Here is a 26,535-nt window from a genome sequence, read left to right as displayed (position 1 = left end):
AACATCGATGATCGACGTCGAACCCGAGCCCGCGGCGGCGACCACCGTCTTCGGAGACCATCTCGAGCAGGCCCGCGCCTTCACCGCCGCGCTCGCAGCGCACGGTGAGGAGCGGGGGCTCATCGGCCCACTCGAACCGCCGCGGCTGTGGACGCGTCATGTGCTGAACAGCGCGGTGGCGGCTCCGCTCTTCCCCGTCGGTGGCCGTGTCGGAGACCTGGGATCCGGTGCCGGACTCCCCGGCCTGGTGCTGGCCATCGCGCGACCCGACGTGCGCTGGGTGCTCATCGAGCCCATGGAGCGTCGCGTGGCCTGGCTGGATGAGCAGGTCGCCGCCCTCGGACTCACGAACGTCGAGGTCCTTCGCGCGCGTGGCGAGGACTGGAAGGAGGGGCCGGTGCTCGATGCGGTGACGGCACGCGCGGTGAGCGCCCTCCGGACACTCGTCCCGATCGCTGCGCCGCTCGTGCGCTCCGGAGGCGAGCTCATCCTGCTCAAGGGCGCCAACGCCGCCAACGAGATCGCCGCGGCGGAGAAGGTGATCCGCAAGCACCGACTGAGCGACGTGCGCGTCGAACCCGTCGGCGAGGGCGTGATCGACGAGCCGACGCGCGTCATCCGCGCCACCGTGCGCTGACCTCTATCGCGTTGATGTTTCACGTGAAACATCGAGCAGCGAGTGTCGCACTCGCCCAGCCGCCCCTTCGTGCGGCGTTTCACGTGAAACATCGCGGACGCACCCGGCCGCGGTCGGGGCTGGGGGTGGCCTCGACTACAGTGGAATCGTCCCGAAAGACAGGAGATGCAGGTGGCGGAATCGGAGAGCACGACACCCTCCGCACCCTTCTCTTTCGATGACAGCCCCATTGCACGGGAGCTGGCCGACCTCACGTCGCGCCGAAAGGTCCTGGAGGGCGTGCGGGTCGACTTCACCGGCCCCACCCGCGTGATCACGGTGTCGAACCAGAAGGGCGGGGTCGGCAAGACGACCACGACCGTCAACATTGCCTCGGCACTGGCGAGCCTGGGCGCCCGCGTGCTCGTGGTCGACCTCGATCCCCAGGGCAACGCGTCCACCGCGCTCGGTGTGCCGCACACAGCGGACATCCCGAGCGTCTACGACGTGCTGATCGACGAGTTCCCCCTCGCCGACATCGTGCAGACGAGCCCGGAGTCGGATCGACTGATGTGCGCGCCGTCGACGATCCACCTGGCGGGCGCAGAGATCGAGCTCGTCTCGCAGGTCGCGCGGGAGCACCGCCTCCGCACCGCGCTCGAGGACTACCTCGCCGCGAGCGAGGAGCCGCCTCACTTCGTGATCGTCGACTGCCCGCCGTCGCTCGGCCTCCTCACGATCAACGCGTTCACGGCCGCGGACGAGCTCATGATCCCGATCCAGTGCGAGTACTACGCGCTGGAGGGCCTCAGCCAGCTGCTGGGCAGTGTGCGGATGATCCAGAAGCACCTCAATCCGCGTCTGCACCTGTCGACGATCCTGCTGACGATGTACGACGGGCGCACCCGTCTCGCCCAGCAGGTGGCGGACGAGGTCCGCTCGCACTTCCCGAAGGAGGTGCTCCAGACCGTCATCCCTCGCTCGGTGCGCGTCTCGGAGGCGCCGAGCTTCGGCCAGACCGTGATCGCCTACGACGGAGCGTCGGCCGGCGCGGTCGCCTACCGTGAGGCCGCCGTCGAGATCGCACGGCGCGGACACCAGCACCCCGACGAAGGAGCATCCTGATGGCGAAGCGAACCGGCCTCGGCCGCGGAATCGGCGCACTCATCCCCACAGCGGAGTCCGGTGAGGCGCGTCCCGTCGACGTGTTCTTCCCCGGCGCGCCCGCGGCGACCGCCGAGGACGGCGACACGGCCGAGCTGCTGGCGATCCCCGGGACGCGGCTCATCGAGATCGATCCGAACGAGATCGTCCCCAATCCCCGCCAGCCGCGCACCCACTTCGACGCCGACGACCTGGCCGAGCTCGTCCACAGCGTGCGCGAGTTCGGCGTGCTCCAGCCCGTCGTCGTGCGCACCAACGAGGACGGCAAGTACGAGCTCATCATGGGCGAGCGCCGCACGCGCGCGTCGCGCGAGGCCGGCCTCACCGCCATCCCCGCCATCGTCCGCGACACCTCGGATGAGAACCTCCTGCGCGACGCGCTGCTCGAGAACCTCCACCGGTCGCAGCTGAACCCGCTGGAAGAGGCGTCCGCCTATCAGCAGCTGCTCGACGACTTCGGCATCACGCAGGAGGAGCTCGCGGGCCGGATCGGCAGGTCGCGGCCGCAGATCAGCAACACGATCCGCCTGCTGAAGCTGCCGGTGCCGGTCCAGCAGCGGGTGGCCGCGGGCGTCCTCAGCGCGGGACACGCGCGGGCGATCCTCTCGCTCGAGGACGCAGAGGCCATGCAGCGCCTCGCCGACAAGATCGTCAACGAGGATCTGTCGGTCCGGGCCGCGGAGGCGGCATCGAAGGCTCCCGAGGCCGGGGCACGCCGCGTCGCACCCAAGGCAGGTGCGCGACGCGCCCACCTCGACGACGTCGCCGAGCGCCTGGGTGATCGCCTGAACACCAAGGTGAAGATCACGCTGAACGCGAAAAAAGGCCAGATCAACATTGATTTCGCCACGATCCAGGATCTCAACCGCATCCTCGCCGAGCTCGGCGAGACCGAGTACGGGACGCACTGATCGGGGGCACCCGATCGCCGGAGATCGACGCCGACGTCGCCGACCGGTCGTACCCTGGATAGGTGACCGATCAGCCCCACGTTCCCCGACGCGCCAGCCTCGAACTGCTGCGCGCCGAAGCGGGCGACGAGCTGTCGGTGCTGATCGAGGAGCGTCTGCGCGACGGCGAGGACCCGTGGGAGTTCATGGAGGACCTTCCCACGGTCGACGAGCTGGTCGTCCTCACGCTCCGCGCCGAGAACATCGCATCCGACGGCGGCGTCCGCCCGACCGCCGCGCGCAACTACCGCGTGCTCCGTCAGATCGCCATCGAGTACCCGCCGCTGACGCGCGCCGTCTGGCGCCTGCTGGGAAGCGAGCCGCACCGCACCTGGGATGCCTCGGTGCGCGCCGAAGCCTCCTGACGAACCGTCCGGCCGCACTCCCCACGCCCCGCGCGGGCAAAGGAAAACCCCGGTCAGAACAACTATCTGACCGGGGCTCCTGACGTTTCTCAGCCGAGGTAGGCGGCGAGGTCCTGCTCGAGCGCGAACTTCGGCTTCGCACCGATGATCGTCTTCTCGACCTCACCCTTGTGGAACACCTTCATCGCGGGGATCGAGGTGATCTGGTACTTCATCGCGAGGTTCGGGTTCTCGTCGACGTTCAGCTTGAGGACGGTGATCTTGTCGCCGTTCTCCGCCTGGATCTCGTCGAGGATGGGTCCGACCATGCGACAGGGACCGCACCACTCCGCCCAGAAGTCCACCAGGATGGGGCCTTCGGCGTCGATGACGTCCTGCTGCCAGGTGCTCTCGTTGGTGGCCTTGGCGCTCATAATCCATGTCTCCTTAGGAAGCTGTCGTGGGGTGGAACGCGGCGGGGTCGCGTTTTGTTCCGTGGGTCTGCGACCGCCCGCGTCAGGCCGCGTCGGCCTCGGGGAGGCCGTCGATCTGCGCCTCGTCCACGGCCGGAGCACCGGCGTCGGCGAGGGAGGCGAGGTAGTGCTCGACGTCGAGCGCCGCCACCGTTCCGCTGCCGGCGGCGGTGACCGCCTGGCGGTAGGTGGGGTCGATCACGTCGCCGGCGGCGAAGACGCCGGGCACCGAGGTGCGCGACGAGCGGCCGTCGACCCAGATCGTGCCGTGCTCGGTGAGGTCGAGCGTGCCGTGCACGAGGTGCGTGCGCGGGTCGTTGCCGATGGCGACGAAGATGCCGTCGAGGGCGAGCTCGCGGCGCGATCCGTCGACGGTGTCCTCGAGGACCACACCGGTCACCGAGTCCTCGCCGAGCACGTCGACGACCGCGCTGTTCCACACGAACTCGATCTTCTCGTTCGCGAAGGCGCGCTCCTGCATGATCTTCGACGCGCGCAGCTCGTCGCGACGGTGGATCACGTAGACCTTCGTCGCGAACTTCGTGAGGAACGTCGCCTCCTCCATGGCGGAGTCGCCGCCGCCGACGACGGCGATCGTGCGCTCACGGAAGAAGAACCCGTCGCAGGTCGCGCAGTAGGAGACGCCGTGGCCGGACAGGCGCGATTCGCCCTCGATGCCGATCTTGCGGGGCGCCGATCCGGTCGCGTAGACGATCGCGTCGGCCTCGTGGGTGGCGCCGGAGCCGAGGGTGACCTTCTTGACGCGGCCCGAGAAGTCGACGGCGGTGACGTCGTCGTAGAGCACCTCGGTGCCGAAGCGCTCCGCCTGCTCCTGCATCTTCGTCATGAGCTCCGGGCCCATGATGCCCTCGGGGAACCCGGGGAAGTTCTCGACCTCGGTCGTGTTCATGAGCTCGCCGCCGGCCTCGACGGAGCTCGCGATGAGGAGGGGCTCGAGGTTGGCCCGCGCAGCGTAGATCGCCGCGGTGTAGCCCGCCGGTCCCGATCCGATGATGATGACCTGCCGCACGTCGATGTCCCTTCGTCTGCGGGGCTCTCCGGCCCCGGCACATTCAACCCATGGTAGCCGCGCGGCATTCCCGCACGCGGGCTCTCGCAGGGGTGTCTCAGGGCTGTCTCAGGCGGCTCGACGCGGCTCGGCGCCGCTCCGCGCCGGTCAGCGGCCCGGGAGGAACCGGCGGACCGCCTGGAGCGCGGTGCGCAGCTCCGGGGCGCGGAGGAGGGCCAGGAACAGGACGTACACGCACAGCGTCAGAAGGCCGATGAGCGCGGCGGCGAGGAACCCGGCCAGGCGATCGGACGCGGGCCAGCCGGCGGCGCCCCCCAGCAGCTCGAACGCGAGCCATCCGGCGCCGGTCGCGGGGACCGCGGCCGCGAGGAAGCGCAGCACCGAGCGGGCCGCGCCGCCCAGGCCGAGGGGGCCGAGCTTGCGACGCAGGAGCGCGACCGCGAGGGCGAACTGCACGATGTTGGCCAGGGACTGGCCGAGGGCGATCCCGACCGCGAGCCACGGCGCGGGCAGCACGAGGAAGCCGACGACGGAGGTGAGGACGACGAGGACCGCCTGCACCACGGTGTAGAGGAACGGCGTGCGGGTGTCGCCGAGGGCGTAGAACGTGCGCTGGATGCCGAACTGGAACGACAGCGGCAGCAGCGCCACGAGGAAGGCGCCGAGCACCCAGGCGAGCGCCACCGCCTCGTCGGGGTGGTCGGCGAAGATCGCCGACAGGGGCACGATGGCCGCGACCATGGCCCCCAGGACGCCGACCATAAACACGCCGATCGTGCGGGTGAGCGTCGAGAGGTCGGCGGTGACGGCGTCGGTGCGCCCCTCGGCGACGTGCTCGCTCAGCTGCGTGTAGTACGGGGTGCCGAGGGAGATCACGATCACCGAGAACGGCAGCATGAACAGCAGCCAGGCCGTCTGCATGGCGCCGTTGGCGGCGCCCAGACCGGAGGCCGAGCCGACGAGGTTCGCCTGCACGGCGCCCGCCACCTGCCCCACGACGACCATGAGGAAGGTCCACCCCGCCAGCCGGCCGATGTGGCCGAGCCCGATGCCGCGCCACCGGAAGTCCGCCCGCACGGTGAGCCCCGCCCGCCGCCAGAACAGCAGCAGCACGACGGCCTGCAGCACGATGCCGAGCGTCGCGGTGCCGCCCAGCAGCGCGATCATCTCGGGCGTCCACCCGGTCGCGGAGCGACGGAGCCCGAACAGCCAGATGAAGGCCCCGAACCCGGCGATCGAGACGATGTTGTTGATGATGGGGGACCACGCGTAGGGGCCGAAGATCCGCCGGGCGTTGAGGACCTCGCCGACCAGGGCGTAGAGGCCGTAGAAGAACAGCTGCGGCAGGCACCAGTACGCGAGCGCGAGCGCGAGCGCGCGTCCGTCGGCCGAGAACCGCCCCCCGTAGATGAGCACGAGCAGCGGCGCGGCGACCATCGCCACGGCGGTCACCGCCGCGAGCGTGACGACGCCGAGGGTGAGCAGCTTCGAGACGAACGCGCTGCCGCGGTCGTCGTGGGTGCGGACCGCCTTCACGATCTGGGGCACGATGACCCCCGCCAGCAGGCCCGACGAGATCAGGGCGAAGATGCTGTTGGGGAGCTGGTTGGCCACGCCGAACGCGTCGAAGGCCGCGGAGGGGACGACGCCGAGCGCCCCGACGAGGACGACGTTGCGAATCAGGCCGGTCACGCGCGAGACGAGCGTGCCGGCGCCGATGAGTGCGCTGGCGCGGCCGAGGCTAGCCATCGGACCGCCCGTCGGAGGCGGGGGCCGTGCCGCGCCGCAGACGCATGACCGTGCGGATCACGCCGAGCACGAACAGCCCGCCGACGAGCACGGCCATGACGACGATCCCGACCGTCTCCCACTCCGCCCGCACGGTGACCACGATCGTCGTGGTCTCGCCGATCGGAACCATGGAGGTGCTCCGCAGATGCAGGTCGATGCTCGACTCGCCGCTTCCCACCCGGGCCTGCACGGGCACGTCGACGCGGGTGGTCTGCTCGGCCCCGGCGGCCACCTCGGTGGTGGCCTGCACGACGAGGCGGGGGTCGTTGGGCTCGGTCACGAGCACGAGCGTCACCGGCCAGGGCAGGTCGTTGCGCACGGAGAACGTCAGCGGGGCGCTCGAGCCGAGCAGGTTGACGTCGGGCGACGGCACGATCCGCACCGCGTCGAGGGTCGCGTCGGTCGCCTCCCGGTGGGCGCCGACGGCGACGTCCCACGCATCGGGGTGGTCGCGCCAGGCGGTGCCGATCAGCTGCAGCACCGCCGCGCGCTCGGGTGCCGTCAGCACGGCGGGATCCTCCAGGATCGACGCGAACCGGTTGAGCTCCCGCTCGTCGTCGAGGAAGCCCTCGAGAACGCCCGCCCGGCGGTCGTCGGGCTCGACGGCGTCGGCGGTGACCGCCGAGCCGGGGCCCGTGGCGATCAGCGCGTCCAGTCCGATGGCCTCGCGGCCGTCGAGGCCCACGGCGGCGCGCACGGCGGTCCGCAGCGCGAGGGGCGTGCGATCGTCGGCGCGTCCGACGGTGACGAGGAGGGGTGCGCCGCCGTCGGCGAACGACGCGAACGCCGACGCCGTGGCCAGGGCCGCCGACCGGTCGATGCGGCGCGGCGCCGTGCTCGCCGTGAGGAGCGCGTCCGAGACGGCGGCGTCGTGCACCAGGAGCTCGGCCTCGCCGGCGCGCGCCCGCGGTCCCTCCTCGCCGTCGACGGCATCGGACGCGACGATCGTGAGAGGGTCGTCGCCCTGGGCGTCGAGCCACGCGAGGAGGTCGGAGCCCGCCGTCCCGTCGGCCGGCCAGAAGACGTCGGAGCGGGACTCCCCGATGTCGGTGAGCGTCTCGACATCGGGCGTGGCCGGCTCCTCCGCACCAGGGGTGGCCGTGGCGTCCGGCGTGGGCGGGACGGCCCCGGCGGCCACGAGCGAGGGCGCGAGGGTGGGGATGGTGAGGGGAGCGGCCAGCTCGGCAGCGAACTGCGTGGCGAGGTCGGCATCGCCGAACTGCAGCGCGAAGCGGGAGTTGCGCAGGGCCAGCAGATCGTCCAGCCATTCCGTCGCCGACGCGGGGGCGGTGGTCCCGAGCACGCGGATCGCCGCCACGATCGCCGGGTCGACCGCCAGGACGGCGTCGGTGCCGGTGACGGCGTCGAGCTGGGTGCGCAGGCTCCCGTCCTCGGCGGTCAGCGTCGCGAGCTCCTCGGCGCTCAGCAGGCCCGAGGTGAGCGGGCCGGCGGTGATCGGCACCACGACCGCGATCTGCCCGGCGTCCTCGTCGGGGACGACCCAGACACCGCGGGCGACGAGGGTGCCCTGGGACGACGCGTACGTCGCGCGGAGCGCGTACACGCCGGGGGCGAGGTCGTCGCCGACGTCCACGGTGGTCGTCGCCGTCACCGACGACAGCGAGGGCACGGTGGCGAGCTGCTCGGATCCGACACGGCGCAGCGACGGCGAGCTGGAGCCCTCGAGCCACGCCGCGACGGCGCTGCGCGAGGCGAGCGGGGCGCGGCCGACGGCGACGGCGGCCGGTGCGGCCGGCACCGCCGTGCTCGTCTGGTTGACCACCGACAGGGCGACGCGCAGTTCCCCGTCGGCCGCGATGACGCCGTCGTCCTCGGCAGCGACCCGGAAGGACAGCGCCGAGGGCACCTGCGGGGCGGCGGCCTGCGCGACCGAGGGCGAGACGCCGACCGTCAGGAGCGAAAGGATCGCGGCGGCGGCCAGCGCGGCCGCGGCCCGGGCCATCACCCGGGCGCCCGCGCCGCGGCGGCGGGTCGTGCGGGGCGCGCTCGGGCGACGAGCGCCGTGCGCCGCGGAGGCAGGGGGTGTCATGGTCATGGCAGCAGAGGTGTGCGATCCATGACCGCACGACTGCACGCATTCTATGGTTCCGGCCCTGCGTTCCCCCTGAGACGGGCCGTGGGAGCCCGTCTCCCCGGCGGCGCGCCGGTGCCCCGGCCGATGCTGGGGTTGAATGGGGGCGTGACAGCTGCGCTTGCCGAGCCCGCCCCCGACCCGGATCGGTGCGCGGCGCTCCGCGCGGATCTCGGCGACGCCGGCTACACGGCCGATGCGGTGCGGGACGGCTGGGGTCCGCTCGCGGACGAGGCCGTCGGCCACGGTCTGACCGGGCCGGCGCTGGCCGCCCTCGGGCGACGGGGGGCCGGCGACGCCCTCGCGGTGCTGGCGCGACTGCTCTTCCTGGGCGTGCCGACCGAGGTCGATGCCGTGGACGCGGCGCTGCCCCGATGCGGGGTGGCCGGGCTGGTGTCGCTGCACCTGGCGACCGTCGAGGAGGGCCTGGTCGTCCCGTCGGCGCTCGTGCGTCCCCAGGACGTGGCCGACGAGGCCGGTGCCGGCCACTGGTGGATCGCCAGCGACCTCGACGAGGCGGCGCTCGCGGCGCGCACGGGCGGCGTGCTCCCGACCGATCACGTGCTCGGGGTGGGCGGCGCCTCGCTGACCCTCGCCGGGCTGCAGCTGCCGGCGCCGGCCGGGCGGGTGCTCGACGTCGGCACCGGCTGCGGCATCCAGGCGCTGCGGGCACGCCACTACGCCGATCGCGTCGTCGCGACCGACGTCTCGTCGCGGGCGCTGCGGTTCACCGAGCTCAACGCGCTCCTCAACGGCGTCACCGGCATCGAGACCCGCCACGGAAGCCTGTTCGAGCCCGTCGCCGGCGAGCAGTTCGACCGGGTCGTCTCGAACCCGCCGTTCGTCATCACGCCGCGCAGCGCCGGCGTCCCGGAGTACGAGTACCGCGACGCCGGCTACGCGGGCGACGCGCTGATCGAGGCGTTCGTCTCGCAGGTGGGCACCGTGCTGGCGCCCGGCGGCGCCGCGCAGCTGCTCGGCAACTGGGAGTACCGCGACGGCGACGACGGCGACGGCCTGCGCCGGGTGCGCGGATGGGTCGAATCCTCGCCCGTGCCGCTGGACGCGTGGGTGATCGAGCGCGAGCGGCTGGATCCCCTCGCCTACGCGGAGCTGTGGGTGCGCGACGGCGGCACCGTCCCGGGCACGCCCGCGTACGCCCGGATGGTGCAGGCCTGGCTCGAGGACTTCGCCGCGCGCGGGGTGACCGCGATCGGCTTCGGATACCTGCTGCTGCACCGGCCCGCGTCGGGCTCCTCGACGCTCGCGCGCTACGAGCGCTCGCCCCAGCCGGTCGGCGGCGCGCTCGGACCGCACCTGCTCGCGGCGGTCACCGCCTGGCAGCGCCTCTCCGCGCTCGACGACGCCGCGCTCTCCGCCGCGGTCCTCACCGTCGCGGGCGACGTGACGGAGGCGCGCCATCACATGCCGGGGGCCGAGAGCCCGAGCGTCATCGAGCTGCGCCAGGGCGGCGGCCTCGGCCGCACGCTGGAGGTCGACCCGGCCCTGGCCGCGCTCGTCGGCGCGTGCGACGGGGACCTCGCCGTCGGCGTGCTCATCGCGGCGATCGCCGAGCTCCTCGAGGTCGACGGCGCCGACCTGGCCGCCGACCTCCTGCCGCGCGTGCGCGAGCTCGTCTTCACCGGCTTCCTGGCGTTCGCCTGACCCCGGCCGGCCCGTCCCGGAGCCCGGGCGAGCCGGGATGCGGCCCGCCCGATCGGTAGGCTCGACGCATGCTCAACATGGCCGAGGGCCTCGCCCGGATCGGCGCGCTCGCCGCGTCGCCGGTCACCGCGACGCTCGGCGAGGCGTTCGCCGCGGCCGGGTTCGAGCTGGCCCTCGTCGGCGGGCCCGTGCGCGACGCGCTCATCGGACGCACCACGCACGACCTCGACTACACCACCGACGCGCGCCCCGACGACATCCTCCGGATCGTGAAGCCGATCGCCTCGGCGACATGGGACGTGGGGCGCGAGTTCGGCACGATCGGGGCCAAGATCCGCGATGCCGGCAGCGGGCGCGCCGAGCAGGTGGAGATCACCACCTACCGCGCCGACAGCTACGACGGCGTGACCCGCAAGCCGACCGTCGAGTTCGGCGACACCCTCGAGCAGGACCTCGTGCGCCGCGACTTCACGGTCAACGCGATGGCGCTGCGGATCCCCGGTCCCACCCTCGTCGACCCCACCGGCGGCGTGGAGGACCTCGTCGCCGGGGTTCTGCGCACGCCGAGCGACCCGCAGGTGAGCTTCGGCGACGACCCGCTGCGCATGCTGCGCGCGGCCCGCTTCGCCGCGCAGCTGGGGTTCACGGTGGCTCCCGAGACGCTCGAGGCCATGGCGCGGCTGCGCGACACGCTCCGCATCGTCAGCGCCGAGCGGATCCAGGGCGAGCTCGTCAAGCTCCTGCAGGCGGACGACCCGGTGCGCGGGATCCGGCTGCTCGTCGAGACCGGGCTCGCCGGGGAGTTCCTCCCCGAAGTCCCGGCCCTGCAGCTCGAGGTCGACGAGCACCACCATCACAAGGACGTCTACGAGCACTCCCTGACGGTGCTGCGTCAGGCCATCGAGCTGGAGCGCACTCGGCATCCGGGCACCGAGCCCGACGTGCCGCTGCGGCTCGCGGCGCTCCTCCACGACATCGGCAAGCCGGCGACCCGGCGCCTGGAGCCCGGCGGGGGCGTGAGCTTCCACCACCACGACGCGAAGGGGGCGCGGCTGGCCCGCAAGCGGCTCAACGCGCTGCGGTTCGACGCGGCGACGATCACGTCGGTCACCCAGCTGATCGAGCAGCACCTGAGGTTCTTCGGCTACTCGGAGGGCGCCTGGACCGACTCGGCCGTGCGCCGCTACGTCCGCGACGCCGGGGCCGAGCTCGAACGCCTCCACATCCTCACCCGCGCCGACGTCACCACCCGCAACCGGCGGAAGGCCGCCATCCTGCGCGCCGCGTACGACGACATCGAGCGCCGCATCGCGGAGCTCGCCGCCCAGGAGGAGCTGGACGCGATGCGTCCCGAGCTCGACGGCAACCGCATCCAGGAGATCCTCGGACTGCGCCCCGGGCCCGAGGTGGGCGCCGCGTACCGGTTCCTGCTGGACCTGCGCCTCGACGAGGGCATCGTCGGCCCCGAGGTGGCGGAGCAGAGGCTCCGCGAATGGTGGGCCGCGCGGGGCTGAGCGCGATCCCCTGCCCGTGGCGCCGTGGCGCGACCTACACTGGGGGCACTCGCGGTCGATGCCCGTCGCCGGCCGCCGAAGCCGTCCCTCACCGGTGAAGGGAGCGCCGTGCCCTCGTCGTGGTCGTCACGGCGCGAGGTCTCACCCGAGACATCGCGTCTGCTCATCGAGCGCGCGCACGAGGAGCTGGTCGTCGGCAACGTCGGCGATCCCCGCCTCGCCGACGTGCGCCCGCTGGTGCGGGACTCGTGGCGACGCTCGCTGGCGCACCTCGTGGGCGCCGAGGGCGCACCGCCCGTCGATCTCACCGCCGAGGAGCTCGAGGCCTACCGCAGCGCGCACCCGCTCGCCGGGGCGATGGACATGGTGCGGGCCCTCCTCGCCCCGGACTCGGACTCGGGCGTGATCGTCGCCGTCGGGGATGCCGCGGGGCGGCTGCTCTGGATCGAAGGCGACCGTCATGTGCGGTCGCTCACCGGCGCCATGGGATTCGTGGAGGGCGCCAACTGGTCCGAGCAGGCCGTGGGCACCTCGGCGCCGGGCACCGCGCTGGCCCTCGACCGGTCGGTGCAGATCCACGGCGCGGAGCATTACAACCGTCTCGTGCAGCCCTGGTCGTGCACGGCCGCTCCGCTGCACGACCCCGAGACCCGCCGCGTCGTCGGCCTGATCGACGTGACCGGCGGCACCGATGCCGCGACGCCGCAGGCCCAGCTGCTCGTCGACGCGACCGCCCGCGCGATCGAGAGCGAGCTCCTCGTCGCGCGGCTGCGGGCGAGGTCCGCCGCCACCGCGCCGGTGCCCGTCCGGCGCACCGCGTTGCGGTCGCCCGAGCGCAATGTGCTGCGCGTGCTCGGGCGGGACCGGGCGCTGCTGGAGGTCTCGGGGGCGTCGGGCGAGTCGATCACCGAGCTGTCCGCCCGCCATGCCGAGATCCTCCTCATGCTGGCCGTGCACCGGCAGGGCCTGTCGTCCGAGCGGCTCGCCGAGCTCGTCTACGGAGAGGACGCCGAGGCGACGCTGCGCCCGGAACTGGTGCGACTGCGCAAGGCGCTCGAGCGCACCGCGCCGCATCTGGTGCCCACCTCACGCCCGTACCGATTGCCGGCGGACCTCGAGACCGACGCGCACCAGGTGATCTCGCTCCTCGACCGCGGCGCGCACCGCGTCGCGCTCGCCGCCTACCGGGGCCGGGTGCTGCCCGACTCCTTCGCGCCCGGCGTGGAGGAGTTCCGCGACACCGTGCGACTGGCCCTGCGCGAGGCGCTCCTGGCCGAGGCCTCGGTCGACGTGCTGCTCGCGTACGCCGACACCGACGACGGAGCGGACGATGCCGAGGTGCTGAGCCTCGCGCTCAGCATGCTCCCCGCCCGCTCCCCCAAGCGCGCGGGCCTCGTCGCGCGGATCGAGCGCCTGCAGGCCTGACGCCTCGCGCCTGGCAGCCTGAAGCCCTTCGCCTGGCAGGATGGGCCCAGACGGAGGGACCGACATGACCGACGAGCACCCGAGCCCCGCGCTCACCGCCCTCGCCGAGGCGCACGGTGTCGCCACCGCGTACTGGTCGTTCTTCGGCGACCGGGTGACGGTGCCCGCCGAGACCCTCCGCACGGTGCTGCGCGCCATGGGCGTCGACCCGCGGACCGATGCCGAGGTGGAGGCCGCGCTGGCCGACGTCGACGAGGGCCCGTGGCGCGACCTGCTGCCGCCGTCGCTCGTGACGCGACCGGGCGTCCGCGCGCTGCTGCTCCACGTCGCCGACGGGCACGACGTCACCGCGGCCGTCGCGCTGGAGGACGGCGGCTGGCGGGAGCTCCCGATCCCCGAGCAGCGTCCGGCGGCGCGGCTGGTCGGCGGCGTGCTGACGTGGCGGGTCGAGGTGCCCCTGCCGGCGGACCTCCCGCTCGGCTGGCACACCGTGCACGCGTGGCAGCGGCCCTTCGGCGGCGGCGAGCCGGATCGCACGGCGTCGTCGCCGCTGGTCATCACGCCCGAGCGGCTGCCCGATCCCCCGACGCGTCCCGGCCGCGACCGCGGGTGGGGTCTCATGGCGCAGATCTATTCGGTGCGCTCCCGTGCCTCCTGGGGCATGGGCGACTTCGCCGACCTCGGCGACCTGGCCGCCGTCGCCGGGGCCCGGGGGGCGGACTTCCTCCTGGTCAATCCGCTGCACGCGGCCGAGGTCACGAGCCCGATCGAGCCGTCGCCCTATCTGCCGGCCACCCGCCGCTTCCTCGCCCCGCTGTACCTGCGGCCCGAGGACATCCGCGAGTCCGCGTACCTGAGCGCCGCCGGGCGCGCCGCGATCGAGGCGGCGCGGGCGGCCGTCGCGGCTGCCGACGACGACGCGGATCGCATCGACCGCGACGCCGTGTGGGCGGCCAAGCGCACCGCGCTCGAGACGATCTTCGCCGTACCGCGGTCGCCGGGCAGGGCCGCCGAGCTCGCGGCGTTCTCGGCGGCGGGCGGGCAGCCCCTGCAGGACTTCGCGCTCTGGTGCGCGCTCGAGGAGCACTTCGCCGGGACGGTGCGCCCCGACGAGGCGTGGGACATCCGCTCCGCCCTCGTCACGCGGCTGCGCGCCGAGCTGGCGGGGCGGGTCGCGTTCCACGTGTGGCTGCAGTGGATCGCCGATGAGCAGGCCCGGGGCGCGCAGGCGGCGGCGACGGCATCCGGCATGGCGATCGGCGTCATGCACGATCTCGCCGTCGGCGTGCACACCAAGGGGTCGGACGCGTGGTCGCTCCACGACATGTACGCGCCCGGGATCACGGTCGGCGCGCCGCCGGACATGTACAACCAGCAGGGCCAGAACTGGAACCAGCCGCCGTGGCTCCCGGGCGCCCTCGCCCGCGCCGGCTACGCGCCGCTGCGCGACATGATCCGCACGCTCCTGCGTCACGCCGGCGCGCTGCGGATCGATCACGTCATCGGCCTGTTCCGGCTGTGGTGGATCCCGGCCGGCCTCGGCGCAGGCGCCGGGACCTACGTGCGCTACGACCACGAGGCGATGATCGGCGTGCTGGCGCTCGAGGCGCACCGCGCCGGAGCCGTGCTCATCGGAGAGGACCTCGGCAACGTCGAGCCGTGGGTGCGCGACTACCTGTCCGCCCGCGGCATCCTCGGCACGAGCGTGCTGTGGTTCGAGCGCGAGGGCGACGGGTTCCGGCCGCCCGAGCAGTACCGGAGATCGCTGCTGGCCACCGTGAACACGCACGACCTGCCGCCGACGGCGGGATACCTCGCCGACGAGCACGTCGCGCTGCGTGCGCGCCTGGGGCTCCTGACGCGTCCGGTGGCCGAGGAGCTCGCCGACGCCGTGCAGGAGCGCGCCGCGATGCTCGCCCTCCTGCGCGAGCGGGGCCTGCTCGGCGAGGCGCCGACCGAGGAGGAGGTGATCGAGGCGCTGAACGTCCTGATCACCGCGTCGCCCTCGGTGCTCCTGGGCGTGGCGCTCGTCGACGCGGTCGGCGAACGTCGCGTGCAGAACCAGCCGGGCACCGACAAGGAGTACCCCAACTGGCAGGTGCCGCTGGCGGACTCCGCCGGTCGTGCGGTGCTCCTGGACGACCTCGCGGGGAACCCGCGCTTCACCTCGCTGCTCTCGGCGGTCGACCGCGCCCTGTAGCGGTCGCGCGTTTCGTCTCGGTCGGTGCGCGCCCTCGCTCAACGACCGGGGGTCGGGCCGCGTTTCGTCTCGGTCGCTGCGCTCCCTCGCTCAACGACCGGGGGGGGCGCGGCGCAACGGGATGCAACGTTGCGCGACCTAGCGTCGTCGGCATCCGAACGCGGCACAGCTGCCGCGACTCATGCCGTCGAAGGAGACAACATGACCATCGTCGAAGAGGGCGTCTCGAGCGTCTACGCCGCACCCGGCCAGCGCGGCTCGGTCGCCGAGTACCGCGCCCGGTACGGGCACTACATCGGCGGCGAGTTCGTCGAGCCGATCAAGGGCGGGTACTTCGAGAACATCACGCCCGTCACCGGCAAGCCGTTCACCGAGGTCGGGCGCGGCACCGTGGAGGACATCGACCGCGCCGTCGACGTCGCGTGGAAGGCGTTCGACTCCTGGAAGCGGACGACGCCCGCCGAGCGCGCGGTGATCCTCAACAAGATCGCCGATCGCATGGAGCAGAACCTCGAGAAGATCGCGGTCGCCGAGACCTGGGAGAACGGGAAGCCGGTGCGCGAGACCCTCGCCGCCGACATCCCGCTCGCCGTCGACCACTTCCGCTACTTCGCGGGCGTCCTGCGCGCACAGGAGGGCAGCCTCAGCCAGATCGACGAAGACACGGTGGCCTACCACTTCCACGAGCCGCTGGGCGTCGTGGGGCAGATCATCCCGTGGAACTTCCCGATCCTCATGGCCACCTGGAAGCTCGCTCCCGCGCTCGCCGCCGGCAACTGCGTCGTGCTCAAGCCGGCCGAGCAGACCCCGGCGTCGATCCTCTTCCTCTTCGAGATCATCGGGGACCTGCTGCCCGCCGGCGTCGTCAACATCGTCAACGGCTTCGGCATCGAGGCGGGGGCGCCGCTGGCCCAGCACAAGCGCATCCGCAAGGTCGCCTTCACCGGCGAGACCACGACCGGGCGCCTCATCATGCAGTACGCGTCGCAGAACCTCATCCCGGTGACCCTCGAGCTCGGCGGCAAGAGCGCGAACGTGTTCTTCGAGGACGTCGCCCGCGACAAGGACGCCTACTACGACAAGGCGCTGGAGGGCTTCACGTTCTTCGCCCTCAACCAGGGCGAGGTGTGCACGTGCCCCTCGCGCGCGCTCATCCAGCGCTCGATCTACGACGGATTCCTCGCCGACGGCCTGGAGCGCGTCGGCAAGATCGTGCAGGGGAACCCCCTCGACCCGGCGACCATGATCGGCGCGCAGGCCTCGAACGACCAGCTGGAGAAGATCCTGTCCTACATCGACATCGGCAAGGCGGGCGGCGCGAAGCTGCTGGCCGGCGGTGAGCGGGTCGACCTCGGCGGCGAGCTGAGCGGCGGCTACTACGTCGCGCCGACGGTCTTCGAGGGCACCAACGACATGCGCATCTTCCAGGAGGAGATCTTCGGGCCGGTGGTGTCGGTCACGAGCTTCGACGACTTCGACGACGCGCTGTCGATCGCCAACGACACCCTCTACGGCCTCGGCGCGGGCGTGTGGAGCCGCTCGGCCGACACGATGTACCGCGCCGGGCGCGGGATCGAGGCCGGCCGCGTGTGGACGAACACCTACCACCAGTACCCCGCGCACGCCGCGTTCGGGGGGTACAAGCAGTCGGGCATCGGCCGCGAGAACCACCTGAAGATGCTCGACCACTACCAGCAGACGAAGAACCTGCTCGTCTCCTACGCCGAAGGCGCGATGGGCTTCTTCTGAGCTCAGCCCGCCTGCTCCCGCAGGTCATGTCCCACTATCGGCGAAGCATGTCCCACTTTCGGTCGGTCGACCTCCCGCAAATCGACCGAAAGTGGGACATGGTGCCCTACCCACGGGCGAACAGGAGGATGCCATGACGACGACCGATGCCGACCGCTACACCCGGGTCGATGTGACCGACGACGCGGCGGCGCTGCTGCGGACGCTCACCCTGCAGCACGGCCCGCTGATGTTCCACCAGTCGGGAGGATGCTGCGACGGCAGCGCACCCATGTGCTACCCCGTCGGCATGTTCCTGACAGGACCGAGCGACGTGAAGCTCGACGCGCTGGACGTCGGCCTCGACGACCCGATCGACGTCTTCATCTCGGAGGCGCAGTTCGAGTACTGGAAGTACACGCACCTCACGATCGACGTCGTGCCCGGCCGCGGGGCGGGATTCAGCGTCGAGGGCCCGACGGGCATGCGCTTCATCGTCCGCTCGCGCATGCTCACCGAGGCCGAGCTCGAGCACTTCGGGCTCGGCCCGGGGGCCGTCAGCGCGCGAAGCCGGTGAGGATCGCGCCGAGCAGGCCGCTCTGCATCAGCAGCCAGATCCCGACGAACACCGCGACGACGATGATCGCGCCCCACGGCACTCCCCGCTTGAGCCGCCGCCCCTGCGGAGCGACCCCCGGCGGCGGGCGGAGCAGGGCGGTCGGCGCGGCGAACGGCAGCGGCGTCGCCCCGTCCGGAGTGGCGACCCCGGCCGGCGAGCCGGCGGGCACCGATCCGGCGGTCCCGGCCCCGGCTCCGGCGGTGAGACGGTCGTCGCGCCACCGCTCCCACTGCGCGAACTTGTCGAGGAACGCCCCGACGACCGAGAACAGCCACGCCCACGTGCCGGGATCGAGCGTCGAGAACTGCCGCTTGGCGTACAGGAACATCCAGTCGTCGACGATCTCGACGTCGAGGGCGGCGGCGTGGTCGATGAAGCGGGCCATGATGTCGGGCGTGAAGAGGTAGAGCGCATCCGCCTCGTACCCCGTGGGGCAGTAGAGCGCGAAGTGCCTGTCGAAGTCGCCCTCGAGGCTCAGCCGCTGGTCGCGGTCGAACGACGCGGGCAGGTTCGAGCCGAACAGCGCGTTGTTGCTCGTGGCGTCCAGCACGATGTGCGGCAGCGGCGTCGACAGCTTCACCGCGACGTACCCCCAGTGATGGGTGGTGCGGTTCTTCCCCGATCCGGTCGTGTACTGGTAGTTGCCGAACTCGACGAACCGCGGCCGCGCGCCGCGCACGACGTCGGTGGCCTTCCGGGCACTCCCCTGCCCGAAGACCATGCCCGGCAGCGGCGGATTGTCCGACACCGGATGCCACGTCATCCCGTTGGCCCGGGCGAAGCGGTCGAGGCGGTACCACCGCTCGGCGCCGCTGCCGTTCAGCAGGCGCCAGGCGCCGAAGCCGATCCCGACGAGCACGAGGACCACGAACACCAGCGGCACGACGGCGAAGACGCCCGCACCCGTGCCGCCGAAGCCCGGGCTGGAGAGCATCGCGAACATGCTGCCGATGATCCCGACGAAGACGCTTCCGAACATGAAGAGGAAGACGGCGCCGACCACGATGCCGACGACGATCCCCGCCGTCCCGATGCCGGCGGGGGCCCGGCCGGTGCGGCGGAGCTCCTTCACATAGGCGCGGGCGGTGGCCCGGTCGACCGGCTCCACCAGCGGACGGGCGTCGAACGGCAGGGGCGCGGTCATCGGTTCACCTCGTCGGCGTCGAAGGAGAGCGAGGCGTCGGCGGGGATCTCGTGCGCTTCCAGTCTCGGGTCGGCGGCCAGTGCGGCCACCAGCTCCGGGGAGCCGCCGACGATCGTGGTGTCGTAGTCCACCTCGCTGACCGACACCCACGCGCGATCGGCGGGCCACACGATGCTCGGACTCTGCGCGCTGGGCGGGAACCCGTGCTCCTCCGAGATCCGATCGCGCCACGGGACGTGGAGCTCCCAGTCCGGTGATGCCAGCTCAGCGAGGTCGCCGACGAAGAGCACGTGACGGCGTCCGGGGAGTTCCAGGCGCGGGCCCTCCGACACGGTGCGGTCGAGGATGCCCTCCTGCCAGGTCTGGCGCCGGAAGACGTTGTTGAAGCGGTCGGTGAAGGAGCGGCCGAGCATCGCGTTGTGCCGGTCGAGCTCGGGGTCGCCGTCGCCGATCTGCAGGAAGGTGCGCGACGGCGAGGTCCCCAGGTGCCCGACGAGGCCGCCGTAGCCCTCCCAGAGCGCGGCGTAGCCGTCCGCGGGCGTCGCGGTGTGACCCCGCAGCACCTCCCGCAGCGCGGCGGACACGTCCGCCGGCATCCCGCCCTCCTCGGGGTCGTGGTAGCGCCAGCCCTCCGCATCCCGCGGGTCGTTCTCGCGGTTCGCGTACCGGTCGATCCCGACGAGGCTCCCCCACTGCGCCAGCGGGTGCATCGTCGCGCCCATCGCGGCGGCGGTGGTCGCCCAGTCCACGCGCTCCTCGCGCACCTCGACGTCGGGGTGCGCCGCGTGGAACGCGTCCCACGCCCGGTGGTCGGAGTACGGCTGCGCCGGCCATTCCGCGCCGACGGGCCGGTCGCGCGAGGCGGGATGGAACACGCGCGCGTAGGCGGCGAACCCCCGCGGCACGACGCCGTGCATGCTGCCGCTCCACGCCTCGACGTCGTCGAGCCGCTCGCGCAGCCAGTCACCGGCCGAGACGTCCGCAGTCCACTCCATGTCGCCACGCTACCGGGCCCGCACCCGCGCGCCGGGGCGCCGACATCGCCGATTGGGCCTCTGACCGGGCGTCGGCTAGACTGTTGTGGTTGTCCGGCTGCACCCCTGTGTGCGGAAGTCCGCGACACGTGCATCAACCCTCCTGATGCCGGGAACCGCCCGGCATCCGTTCTAGTCCGAAGGAGGTGGGTTAGTGACGCACACGCACCAGTACGAACTCATGGTCATCCTTGACCCCGAGGTCGACGAGCGCCAGGTCGCTCCCAAGCTCGACGGTTTCCTGAAGGTCATCACCGCAGATGGTGGCTCGATCGACAACGTCGACGTGTGGGGCAAGCGCCGTCTCGCGTACGAGATCCAGAAGAAGAACGAGGGCATCTACGCCGTCGTCAACTTCACCGCCACCAGCGCCGCCACGCAGGAGCTCGACCGTCAGCTGAAGCTGAACGAGCAGATCATGCGCACCAAGGTCCTCCGCGCCGAGGAGGCGATCGCTCAGGTCGCCGCCGAGAAGGAGCGTGCCGAGGCCAAGGCCGCCCGCAAGGCTGCGAAGGCGTAACGACGATGGCCGGCGAGACCGTCATCACCGTCGTGGGCAACCTCACGGCAGACCCCGAGCTGCGCTACACGCAGAACGGCCTGCCCGTCGCGAACTTCACGATCGCGTCGACTCCGCGCAACTTCGACCGTCAGGCGAACGAGTGGAAGGACGGCGAAGCGCTGTTCCTGCGCGCGTCGGTCTGGCGCGAGTTCGCCGAGCACGTGGCCGGTTCGCTCACCAAGGGCATGCGGGTCATCGCGACCGGCCGTCTGAAGCAGCGCTCCTACCAGGACCGCGAGGGCAACAACCGCACGGCGATCGAGCTGGAGGTCGACGAGATCGGCCCCTCGCTGCGCTACGCGACCGCCCAGGTCACCCGCGCCGCCTCCGGCGGTGGCGGTGGTGGTGGTGGCCAGTCGCGTCCTCAGGTGCAGCAGGAGGAGCCGTGGGCGACCCCCGGCTCCGCTGCCCCGGACGCGTGGAGCGCTCCCGGCGCCGGCTACGGCGACGACACCCCGTTCTGATCAACACTCTCCCGGTCGTTGAGCGAGCGCCGCAGGCGCGAGACGAAACGCCCGAACTCATCACTTAAGGAAGACACATGGCTGGAAAGGCTACCGGCGATCGCCGCAAGCCGCGGAAGGGCGCGAAGAACGCCGCTCCCGCGAAGGCGATCCGCGTCGGCGTCATCGACTACAAGGACGTCGCAACCCTCCGCAAGTTCATCTCGGAGCGCGGGAAGATCCGCGCCCGTCGTATCACCGGTGTCTCGGTGCAGGAGCAGCGTCTGATCGCCAAGGCGATCAAGAACGCGCGCGAGATGGCGCTCCTGCCCTACGCCGGCGCCGGCCGCTAAGGAGCACCCATCATGGCAAAGCTGATTCTCACGAACGAGGTTGCCGGGCTCGGAAGCGCCGGTGACGTCATCGAGGTCAAGAACGGGTACGCCCGCAACTACCTCATCCCCCAGGGCTTCGCAGTGGCCTGGACCCGCGGTGGCGAGAAGCAGGTGGCGTCCATCCGCGCCGCCCGCGAGTCCCGCGCGATCCACGACCACGAAGAGGCCGTGGCGCTCAAGGACGCGCTCGAGTCCACCAAGGTGAAGCTGGCCGTCAAGGCCGGTGCCGAGGGCCGCCTGTTCGGCTCGGTGAAGACCGCCGACGTGGCCGACGCCGTCAAGGCCGCCGGTCTGGGCGACCTCGACAAGCGCAAGATCCACATCACCTCGACGATCAAGTCGGTGGGCGAGCACGAGGCGACCGTTCGCCTGCGTGACGACCTCACCGCCGTGATCACCCTCCAGGTGGTCGCCGCGAAGTGATTCGCCGGTGAGACAGAAGGGCCGCGGGAGAGATCCCGCGGCCCTTCCGCTTTTCCGGGCGCCCCGATTCCCGGCCGGCCGGGAGCGCGAGGACCGTCGCCGCGGGACCGAATCCGCGGCCGTCCCGTGTTCCCGACGAGGGGTCGGGGATGCCGGACCAGGCAGTGCCGGCATCCCCGAGGTCGGTCAGGCCGTGCGACGCGTCATGCGCATCACCCCGCCCGCGATCAGGAGGAGGGCGGCGAGCAGTGCGATCGGCAGGACCGAACCGCCACCCGTCTCGGCGAGGACGACCGCGTCGCCCGACGCCGACGGGGAGCCGACGACGGTCGTCCCGCCGCCGTTCGGCGTGCTCGAGCCGGGAGAGGCGCCCTGGTCAGTCGGTTCCGTCGGATCGGTCGGGTCCGTCGGATCGGTCGGGTCCGTCGGGTCGGTCGGGTCCGTCGGATCGGTCGGGTCCGTCGGGTCGGTCGGGTCCGTCGGATCGGTCGGATCGGTCGGGTCGGTCGCACCGGGGGTCGTGGTCGTGGTGTCGCCGATGACCGAGATGGCGTTCCCGCCCACGGTGATCGGCAGGCCGACCGGTGCGATGACCTGCGTGCCCGACGCGGCGCCGTCGGTCCCGTCCGTGGTGGCGCCGGTGGTGTCACCACCGTCGCTCGTGCCACCGGTGCCGCTGGTGCCGGTCGCGGTGCTCTCGCTGTCGCCGAGGACGGAGATGGCGTTGCCGCTGACGGTGATCGGCACGTCGACCGGTGCGATGACCTGGCTGCCCGAGAGGGTGCCGTCCTCGCCGCCGGTGGTGGCGTCGGTGGCGTCTCCACCGCTCGAGCCACCGGTGCCGCTGGTGCCGGTCGAGGTGCTCTCACTGTCGCCGAGGACGGAGATGGCGTTTCCGCCCACCGTCACCGGCACGGACACCGGCACGACGGCCTGCGTGCCCGACGCGGTGCCGTCCTCGCCGGAGGTCGACGCCTGCTCGCTCGGCTGTGCCGGCTCGCTCGCCGCGTCGCCCTCGTCTCCGCTGCGCGACGACGAGCTGTCGCCGACGACGGAGACCGCCGTGTCCTCGACGGTGACGGGGACGCTCACGGAGACCAGCGCCTGCGTGCCCGACGCGGTGCCGTCGGAGCCGCTCGTGGTCGCCGACTCCCCCGCCGAGGAATCGCTGTCGCTGTCGGTGTCGGCGGTCGACTCCGATGAGGAGTCGCCGAGGATCGAGATGCTGTTGCCCTCGACCGTGACGGGGACGGCGACGTCGATGAGTGCTTGCGTGCCCGACAGCAACCCGTCGTCGCCGTCGGTTTCGGCCGCCATCGCGACCGAGGCGCCGGCGAGCGTGAGGCCGCCCGCCAGCAGCGTGCCCCACAGGGCGCGCGTGATGAATTTCCGCATGATTCTCTCCTTGTGCTGAGTCGGTTACCGGCGCGCGAGCGCACGCCGATGCGTCTTCGCGCCGGGGCCGCGGATGCGGGGGCGCGAGGGGACCGGCTCAGTCGGGAGCGACGTCAGGGGCGGCGGGCGGTCCGGGAGGTCCGTTCTCGTCGTCGTTCCCGCTGCCGCGCAACCAGGCGTTGTGCGCGTGCGGCGGGGCGGAGGACGGAACGAATCCGGCCGCGGCGAAAGCTCCGGAAGAGCCCGAGGAGATCAGAGAAGCGAGGGGGGCCGTCGCCGGCGCTGACGAGGGCGCGGCAGGATGACGTCCCGGCTGGTCGGCGCGCCCTGCGGACGTGGCGGCGGTCGACGCGGCAGGTGCCGCCTCGACCGCGCGCCACGTCGCCGGCACCGAAGGGACTTCCGCGGTAGCGATGGCACCCGGGGTGGGGGGACCCGCGGGCGCGGACGCGGAGGTGCCGGGGCCACCCGCCGACGCAGCGGGGCCGGGGGGATCGGTCGTCTCGCCGGGGGAGACGGGCTCGACGACCGGGGAGGTGACGATGACGTCGACGGCCTCGTCGAGAGCACCGCCGACTTCCTCGACGACATCGCTCGTCGCATCGCCGACGGCGTCGACCAGCTCGGTCACGCCCAGGTCGTCGACCACGTCGGCGACCACCGGGACCCTGCCGACAGTCTTCTCGACCGTGCTCGAGACTGCGTCCGTGACCTTCTCGACGGGCTTCGCCTTCTCGACGGAGCGAACCGGCTCCGCGACCTTCGTGACCGTCTTCGCGGCGACCTTCTCGACGGTGTTGACGACCTCGACGTCGGGCTCGGCCACGTCGTCCGGGAGGACGCCGGCGGCGTCCTCGACCGTGTCGACGAGCGTGCCCAGCAGGCCGCCCGACCCGTCGTCGTCAGCCGCGTGGCTGGCCGTGGCACCCGTTCCGAGCGCGAACGACAGCGCGAGCCAGCCCACGGCCACGCCGATGGCGCTCAGCAGCAGCCTGACCCGAAGGGCCGGACCGAGCGGTCGCACCGTGTCCACGTTCACCTCCGTCGCAATCGACGTCGTCACAGCCCCGGGGGGTGAGGCTGCGTTAGGGGTGCCTGGTGCGCTCGAAAATAGGACCGCGGGGCGGAGGTTGTCTAGGGGGGTTGCGAAAATTCGCCGAAAGTGATTCACCGTGCCGGGATGAGCCCCGGCGCGAGCGCTGGAAGTGACGAAGATGGTGCAGGACGGGGCGATTTCGTACTTGACAAACGACGACGACATACCCTCGGTTGTCCCCAGCCATCCCCAGAAGGCGCAACCTTCAAGCGGCACTTCACACAGCTTCGTCGTCCACAGGCTGTGGGAAGTAAAAGCCCAGACCCAAAGGGAAAAAGGGAAACGATGGAAGCGATTTCCCGGGCGTTTTCCACAGGATCTGTACACAGCCTCTCCGGCGTTTCGCGCATCTTGTCCACACAGTTATCCACAGGCCGGTTTGCGACTGTCAGACCCCCTGCCTAGCGTGTCGTGAGGCTCGGTGAGTGAGGGCCGTGGAAGGAGTGTGCATGTCGATCGCCGACATCTCGGAAGAGCGCCTCGGTGGACGGCGCGAACCCGATCGCACTCCGCCGCACGACCTTCTCGCCGAGCAGAGCACCCTGGGCGGCATGCTCCTGTCGGGCGACGCGGTGGCGGATGTCATCGAGGCGCTGCGCAGCACCGACTTCTACGTGCCCAAGCACGAGCTCATCTTCGAAGCGATCCTCTCGCTGTACTCGCACGGCGAGCCGACCGACGTCATCGCCGTCACCGATGAGCTGATCAAGACCGGCGATCTGCAGCGCTCCGGCGGCGCCGACTACCTCCACTCGCTCACCTCCATCGTGCCCACGGCGGCCAACGCCGCCTACTACGCCTCGATCGTCCGGGAGCGCGCGCTGCTGCGCCGCCTCGTCGAGGCCGGCACGCGCATCGTGCAGATGGGCTACAACGGGCAGGGCGATGCGCTCGACCTCGTCAACAACGCACAGGCCGAGATCTACTCGGTCACCGGCGCCGAGCAGGCCGAGGACTACGTGCCGCTCCAGATCGCCGTCGACGCCGCCGTCGAGGAGATCGAGGCCGCGCGGGGCCGCGACGGACAGATGACCGGCATCCCCACCGGGTTCGCGGGGCTCGACCAGCTCACCAACGGCCTCCACGGCGGCCAGATGATCGTCGTCGCCGCCCGACCCGCCATGGGAAAGTCGACGCTCGCGCTCGACTTCGCGCGGGCATCGGCCATCAAGAACAACCAGCCGACGATCTTCTTCTCCCTCGAGATGGGCAAGAGCGAGATCGCCATGCGCCTCATGAGCGCCGAGGGCGCTGTGCCGCTGCAGAGCATGCGCAAGGGAAACCTCGACAGCCGCGACTGGACGACGATCGCCTCGACGCGGGGTCGTATCAACGACGCCCCGCTCTACATCGACGACAGCCCCAACATGACGCTCGTCGAGATCCGCGCCAAGTGCCGCAAGCTCAAGCAGCGCGTCGGACTGAAGATGGTCGTCATCGACTACCTGCAGCTCATGACCAGCGGAAAGCGCGTCGAGTCCCGCCAGCAGGAGGTCTCGGAGTTCTCGCGCGCGCTCAAGCTCCTCGCCAAGGAGCTGCAGGTGCCGGTGATCGCGCTGTCGCAGCTGAACCGTGGTGCCGAGCAGCGCGCCGACAAGAAGCCCGCGATCAGCGACCTGCGTGAGTCGGGCTCGATCGAGCAGGACGCCGACATCGTCATCCTGCTCCACCGCGAGGCCGCGTACGAGAAGGACAGCCCACGCGCGGGCGAGGCCGACCTCATCGTCGCCAAGCACCGCAACGGCCCCACCGACACGATCACCGTCGCCTTCCAGGGCCACTTCTCCCGCTTCACCGATATGGCGGGCGACTTCCAGTAGGCGCAGACGCCGGCGTCCGGGAACGGAGGGCGGCGTGCTCGGAGCGGAGGATCGCCCACACCTGCTTGTCGTGGAAGGCTCCGCCGTTGAGCCACGCCCCGCGCAGGGTGCCCTCGAGGCGCATCCCGACCCGCTCGGCGACCGCCGCACTGCGGACGTTGTCGGCTCGACAGCGCCACTCGGCCCGGTTGAGGCCGCGCTCGATCAGGGCCCAGTCGAGGAGGGCGGTGACCGCGCGGGTGACGAGCCCTCGTCCCTCGGCGGCGGGCTCGAGCCAGCAGCCGATCTCGCACACCCCGGCGGCCGCGCTGAAGCTCACGAACATCACCCCGCCTCGCAGCACGTCGTCGACCCAGATTCCGTAGAGGCGCCCTCCGTCGCCGGCGGCGGTGTTCGCGTAGCGCGCCAGCGTCGCGGCGGCACCGTCGACGGAGGTGGTGACGAACGAGGGGCCGACCCAGGGGCGGATGTGCTCCCGCGCGCGGTCGAGGTGCTCGGCGAACTCCTCGGCGTGCCAGACCTCGAGGGGTCGCAGGTGGGCGCTCGGGCCGAGGTCGAGTCGGAACATGGCCCACAGCCTTGCATAACACTCGTTATGTCGTCCATACTGAG

At 71.8% G+C, this 26,535-nt stretch carries 24 protein-coding genes; 15 read left to right on the top strand and 9 right to left on the bottom strand.

The annotated features are described in order from the left end of the window. The first annotated feature begins 7 nt into the window (after window positions 1-7). From rsmG to QQZ13_RS07640, 4 genes are all read left to right on the top strand, one after another. Window positions 8-637 carry a 16S rRNA (guanine(527)-N(7))-methyltransferase RsmG gene (gene rsmG / locus QQZ13_RS07655; RefSeq protein ID WP_284528433.1) on the top strand — a complete coding sequence of 210 codons (630 nt, stop codon included), beginning with the start codon at window positions 8-10 and terminating at the stop codon, window positions 635-637. A gap of 171 nt (window positions 638-808) precedes the next feature. Further along, a complete protein-coding gene (locus tag QQZ13_RS07650) occupies window positions 809-1,741 on the top strand; it encodes a ParA family protein (RefSeq protein ID WP_284528432.1) in 933 nt (310 codons plus the stop codon). Next, entirely contained in the window at window positions 1,741-2,691 is a 951-nt protein-coding gene (locus tag QQZ13_RS07645; RefSeq protein WP_284528431.1) for a ParB/RepB/Spo0J family partition protein, read from the top strand. The genes QQZ13_RS07650 and QQZ13_RS07645 overlap by 1 nt, the downstream gene beginning before the upstream one ends. 62 nt (window positions 2,692-2,753) lie before the next feature. Beyond that, window positions 2,754-3,095, top strand: a complete 342-nt coding sequence (locus QQZ13_RS07640; RefSeq protein WP_284528430.1) for a tryptophan synthase subunit alpha — start codon at window positions 2,754-2,756, stop codon at window positions 3,093-3,095. 89 nt (window positions 3,096-3,184) lie between these two features. Here the strand turns inward: QQZ13_RS07640 and trxA are convergent, their stop codons facing one another. The 4 genes from trxA to QQZ13_RS07620 all read right to left on the bottom strand — a co-directional run bounded on the left by trxA (window position 3,185) and on the right by QQZ13_RS07620 (window position 8,424). Continuing rightward, entirely contained in the window at window positions 3,185-3,508 is a 324-nt protein-coding gene (gene trxA / locus QQZ13_RS07635; RefSeq protein ID WP_284528429.1) for a thioredoxin, read from the bottom strand. An 82-nt stretch (window positions 3,509-3,590) separates the two neighbouring features. Beyond that, a complete protein-coding gene (gene trxB / locus QQZ13_RS07630; RefSeq protein WP_284528428.1) occupies window positions 3,591-4,577 on the bottom strand; it encodes a thioredoxin-disulfide reductase in 987 nt (328 codons plus the stop codon). A gap of 147 nt (window positions 4,578-4,724) precedes the next feature. Continuing rightward, a complete protein-coding gene (gene murJ, locus QQZ13_RS07625) occupies window positions 4,725-6,326 on the bottom strand; it encodes a murein biosynthesis integral membrane protein MurJ (RefSeq protein ID WP_284528427.1) in 1,602 nt (533 codons plus the stop codon). Beyond that, window positions 6,319-8,424, bottom strand: coding sequence for a DUF6049 family protein (locus QQZ13_RS07620; protein WP_284528426.1), 2,106 nt, complete (start codon window positions 8,422-8,424; stop codon window positions 6,319-6,321). The genes murJ and QQZ13_RS07620 overlap by 8 nt, the downstream gene beginning before the upstream one ends. Window positions 8,425-8,568: 144 nt before the next feature. Between QQZ13_RS07620 and QQZ13_RS07615 the strand changes: the two genes are divergently transcribed. From QQZ13_RS07615 to QQZ13_RS07590, 6 genes are all read left to right on the top strand, one after another. Then, window positions 8,569-10,125 (top strand): methyltransferase, encoded by a 1,557-nt coding sequence (locus tag QQZ13_RS07615; RefSeq protein ID WP_284528425.1) that lies wholly within the window; start codon window positions 8,569-8,571, stop codon window positions 10,123-10,125. Window positions 10,126-10,193: 68 nt separating this feature from the next. After that, on the top strand, window positions 10,194-11,639 hold the full coding sequence (locus QQZ13_RS07610) for a CCA tRNA nucleotidyltransferase (protein ID WP_284528424.1): 1,446 nt from the start codon (window positions 10,194-10,196) through the stop codon (window positions 11,637-11,639). Window positions 11,640-11,747: 108 nt separating this feature from the next. Beyond that, on the top strand, window positions 11,748-13,064 hold the full coding sequence (locus tag QQZ13_RS07605; protein WP_284528423.1) for a GAF domain-containing protein: 1,317 nt from the start codon (window positions 11,748-11,750) through the stop codon (window positions 13,062-13,064). Between the two features lie 64 nt (window positions 13,065-13,128). After that, a complete protein-coding gene (malQ, locus tag QQZ13_RS07600; protein ID WP_284528422.1) occupies window positions 13,129-15,264 on the top strand; it encodes a 4-alpha-glucanotransferase in 2,136 nt (711 codons plus the stop codon). A gap of 201 nt (window positions 15,265-15,465) precedes the next feature. Beyond that, complete coding sequence (locus tag QQZ13_RS07595) at window positions 15,466-17,013, top strand: aldehyde dehydrogenase family protein (RefSeq protein WP_284528421.1); 1,548 nt, start codon at window positions 15,466-15,468, stop codon at window positions 17,011-17,013. A gap of 133 nt (window positions 17,014-17,146) precedes the next feature. Then, window positions 17,147-17,569, top strand: coding sequence for a DUF779 domain-containing protein (locus tag QQZ13_RS07590; RefSeq protein WP_284528420.1), 423 nt, complete (start codon window positions 17,147-17,149; stop codon window positions 17,567-17,569). Here the strand turns inward: QQZ13_RS07590 and QQZ13_RS07585 are convergent. Together QQZ13_RS07585 and QQZ13_RS07580 are read right to left on the bottom strand one after the other, a co-directional pair. Next, entirely contained in the window at window positions 17,550-18,755 is a 1,206-nt protein-coding gene (locus tag QQZ13_RS07585) for a hypothetical protein (RefSeq protein WP_284528419.1), read from the bottom strand. The genes QQZ13_RS07590 and QQZ13_RS07585 overlap by 20 nt on opposite strands. Next, window positions 18,752-19,750 (bottom strand): hypothetical protein, encoded by a 999-nt coding sequence (locus tag QQZ13_RS07580; protein ID WP_284528418.1) that lies wholly within the window; start codon window positions 19,748-19,750, stop codon window positions 18,752-18,754. The genes QQZ13_RS07585 and QQZ13_RS07580 overlap by 4 nt, the downstream gene beginning before the upstream one ends. A gap of 220 nt (window positions 19,751-19,970) precedes the next feature. On the opposite strand from QQZ13_RS07580, the gene rpsF reads away from it, so the two are divergent. The 4 genes from rpsF to rplI all read left to right on the top strand — a co-directional run bounded on the left by rpsF (window position 19,971) and on the right by rplI (window position 21,612). Beyond that, the gene (gene rpsF / locus QQZ13_RS07575) at window positions 19,971-20,309 is read left to right on the top strand and encodes a 30S ribosomal protein S6 (RefSeq protein ID WP_284528807.1); all 339 of its coding nucleotides are present in this window, start codon (window positions 19,971-19,973) and stop codon (window positions 20,307-20,309) included. 5 nt (window positions 20,310-20,314) lie between these two features. Further along, entirely contained in the window at window positions 20,315-20,815 is a 501-nt protein-coding gene (locus QQZ13_RS07570) for a single-stranded DNA-binding protein (protein WP_284528417.1), read from the top strand. Window positions 20,816-20,892: 77 nt separating this feature from the next. After that, a complete protein-coding gene (gene rpsR, locus QQZ13_RS07565) occupies window positions 20,893-21,147 on the top strand; it encodes a 30S ribosomal protein S18 (RefSeq protein ID WP_005054609.1) in 255 nt (84 codons plus the stop codon). Window positions 21,148-21,159: 12 nt separating this feature from the next. Then, window positions 21,160-21,612 carry a 50S ribosomal protein L9 gene (gene rplI, locus QQZ13_RS07560; protein ID WP_284528416.1) on the top strand — a complete coding sequence of 151 codons (453 nt, stop codon included), beginning with the start codon at window positions 21,160-21,162 and terminating at the stop codon, window positions 21,610-21,612. Window positions 21,613-21,798: 186 nt separating this feature from the next. Here the strand turns inward: rplI and QQZ13_RS07555 are convergent, their stop codons facing one another. Together QQZ13_RS07555 and QQZ13_RS07550 are read right to left on the bottom strand one after the other, a co-directional pair. Then, window positions 21,799-23,007 carry a chaplin family protein gene (locus tag QQZ13_RS07555; protein WP_284528415.1) on the bottom strand — a complete coding sequence of 403 codons (1,209 nt, stop codon included), beginning with the start codon at window positions 23,005-23,007 and terminating at the stop codon, window positions 21,799-21,801. Window positions 23,008-23,104: 97 nt separating this feature from the next. Beyond that, window positions 23,105-24,040, bottom strand: coding sequence for a hypothetical protein (locus tag QQZ13_RS07550; RefSeq protein WP_284528414.1), 936 nt, complete (start codon window positions 24,038-24,040; stop codon window positions 23,105-23,107). Between the two features lie 512 nt (window positions 24,041-24,552). Between QQZ13_RS07550 and dnaB the strand changes: the two genes are divergently transcribed. Beyond that, window positions 24,553-25,923: a replicative DNA helicase gene (gene dnaB / locus QQZ13_RS07545; protein WP_284528413.1), complete on the top strand. Its 1,371-nt coding sequence runs from the start codon at window positions 24,553-24,555 to the stop codon at window positions 25,921-25,923. On the opposite strand, the gene QQZ13_RS07540 is transcribed toward dnaB, so the two are convergent. Further along, window positions 25,895-26,491, bottom strand: coding sequence for a GNAT family N-acetyltransferase (locus QQZ13_RS07540; RefSeq protein WP_284528412.1), 597 nt, complete (start codon window positions 26,489-26,491; stop codon window positions 25,895-25,897). The genes dnaB and QQZ13_RS07540 overlap by 29 nt on opposite strands. Window positions 26,492-26,535: the final 44 nt, after the last annotated feature.

Source organism: Microbacterium sp. T2.11-28 (assembly GCF_950097975.1).
Taxonomy (GTDB): domain Bacteria; phylum Actinomycetota; class Actinomycetes; order Actinomycetales; family Microbacteriaceae; genus Microbacterium.
Note: the sequence above shows the minus strand (reverse complement) of the source record. Positions and strands in the feature narration are given on the sequence as shown.